The sequence below is a fragment of the Aquiflexum sp. genome (genome assembly GCF_977115555.1).
On sequence record NZ_CDSBKL010000502.1, the window covers coordinates 1 to 2,589 of the forward strand.

General features: G+C 39.5%; 3 protein-coding genes. 1 reads left to right on the forward strand and 2 read right to left on the reverse strand.

What is annotated here, in order from left to right; genetic code table 11:
* The coding region (locus ACZFYI_RS18815; protein WP_462525658.1) for a D-alanyl-D-alanine carboxypeptidase at positions 1-765 on the forward strand (765 nt) is incomplete at its 5' end.
* Positions 766-877: 112 nt separating this feature from the next.
* Here ACZFYI_RS18815 and ACZFYI_RS18820 read toward each other — a convergent pair.
* A complete protein-coding gene (locus tag ACZFYI_RS18820) occupies positions 878-1,633 on the reverse strand; it encodes a LytR/AlgR family response regulator transcription factor (protein ID WP_462525659.1) in 756 nt (251 codons plus the stop codon).
* 8 nt (positions 1,634-1,641) lie between these two features.
* On the reverse strand, positions 1,642-2,589 hold a 948-nt coding region (locus ACZFYI_RS18825; protein WP_462525660.1), incomplete at its 5' end, for a sensor histidine kinase.

Here is a 2,589-nt window from a genome sequence, read left to right on the forward strand (position 1 = left end):
AGGGTTCCTCAAACCAATATCCCCTATTTTGGTAAAGTGGCTATCAATCTTGATAAATCAAATAAAGGGGTAGAAAGACAACTACATGCCAATACCTTTTATTTCAATCCCAATAATTATACAGAAACCAAGTCCGAAGTCCCCTTTCTCACTTCCCCGGAATTATTTGCAACCCTTGCAGGAGAAACTTTGAATAAAACTGTAAAGACGGTAAATGACAGTCTCCCCGAAGAACACCATGTTTTTAATGGTGGAAAAATCCAGCCACTTTGGAAGGAGATGCTTCAGGAAAGCGACAATTTCATTGCGGAGCAGCTGCTTTTGATGGTGTCTGACAAACAGTTTTTGGAACTGAATTCAGAAAGAGCGATAGAATATATCCAAAAGACTTACTTGTGGGATCTCCCTGACCATCCAAAATGGGTAGACGGTTCGGGTCTTTCCCGACATAATCTGATAACCCCGAGGTCTATGGTTTCCCTTTTGGTCAAAATAGAAAAAGAAATTCCAAGGAAAGAACTCATGCAATTGCTCCCACAAGGAGGAATCAACGGCACGTTGAAAAACAACTACAAGGCAAGAAGCCCGTATATTTTCGCCAAAACGGGAACCGTAGCAAACAACCATGCCCTAGTGGGCTATGTCAAAGGAGATTCGGGAAAGGTATATGCTTTTGCCTTTATGAATAACAATTACCTCAACAAAGCCCCTGAAGTAAGGAGGGAAATGGAAAAAGTGATGTTGTATATCAAGGAGAATTTCTGAAAAATAATATTTGACTGCAAAGGTGTGGTTATTGGATGGGAATCTCTTTGTCAAAAGTCAAAATCATTCAGAAATTCTCTTAAAAATTTATATTTCAACAAGAATATTCAATCTACCACCCTTTCATCATTTTTTCGAGAAAGCCTTCTTTTTTCCTGACAGAGACTTCTATTTTGGCCCCGTCTGTCAGCTCAAGGTAACCACCCTTGCCACGTTCAAAATACTTGACAAAATCCAAATTGATCAGATGCGATTGGTGAACCCTATAAAAACTGGATTCTCCTAGTATGTCATCGAATTCCTTTAGGGTTTTGGAAACCAACAGTTTTTGCTTGTTTTTTAAAAAGACGTAAGTATAATTGCCGGAACTCTCAAATCTTATAATGTCATTTTGCTGCAAAAAAAGCAATCCCTGTCCTGTACTGATGCACACTCTTTTGTTTGCCTGATTAAAGGAATACATGTTATGAAGTAGGTTTTGGACTTTCTCGGCTTGTTCTTCTGCCTGAAAGAATTTTAAAAATTTGTTAACCGCATCAGCCAAATCATCCTCATCGATTGGTTTAAGCAAGTAGTCAATCGCTGACCATTTGAAAGCATCTACAGCATATTTGTGATGGGCAGTGGTAAAAATGATGTGAAAATCAATTTGCTTAAGGGTTTTAAGCCATTCAAAGGCATTTTCCTGACCGATCTCCACGTCTAAAAAAACTAATTTTGGACCGAATGTTGAAAGAAGTGTATTGGCTTTCTCCACATTAGATGCAACACCAACCAATTTCAAGCCATCGAAATACTTTTCTTGGATAAGTTGTGAAAGCCTTTCAGCGACATGCAATTCATCTTCTACGATCAAGGTAGGTATCATGGAAAAGATCAAGTTAGGTTTAAAGGAAGGAATTCGTCTTGGGCCAAGGGGATAAAAATTTTTGCCATAGTACCTTGTGCAAGTGGAATCAATTCAAATCTCCCGGCTTTTCCCACCTGTTTTTCCAATAAATCCAGGCGCTCTTTGGTAATCCGGGTTCCCATTGATTGTCCCGATGCCACTGGATCTTTGATTTGAGACTGGAGGGTGTGACTGATTCCGACACCATCATCGCTGACAATGCATTCCAAAAACCCTTCTTTCTTTGATATCCTGATTTGAATCTCCCCACTTTGGTCTTTGGGCATGATGCCATGCCAAATGCTGTTTTCGACAAATGGCTGTAAAAGCAAAGGCGGTACAAAAATCTCTTCCTGATCGATATCAGGATGAATGGAGATTTGGAATTTAAACTTGTTCAAGGTCCGCAGCTGCTCCAATTGAAGGTAAAGTGTGAGCGTTTCGAGATCATCTGCCAATGAAACTTCACCCTTCTCACTATTTTCCAAGACCTTCCTCATCAGTTTGGCAAACTTCACTAAAAAATCATCCGCAACCTTTCCCTCGTTATTTCGCACATAGTAAGCTATACTGTTGAGGGCATTGAAAATAAAATGAGGATTCATTTGGCTGCGCAAAGCCCGGTTTTCCATTTTTGCCAAGGAAGTTTTTAGATTGGCCTTGTCCAATTCTACCGTGATGGCTTTTTTCTTTTGATAGAAATAAAAAATTCCACCAAAGACAAAAAGTAGCCCTAAACTTCCAAAACCAAGCATGTACCTAATCAAGCGTTGTTGCTTTAGTTCCGCTTCATGTTCTGCCTTGAGTACCGCCTCATCCTGTTCCTTTTGGTATCTCATTTCAGTTTCCAAAATCTTTTCTTTGGTATCATCTGAAAAAATGGAATTCTTGACGGCAATCAAGTCCATGAGCATAGAAAATCCTTTTTCGTATTC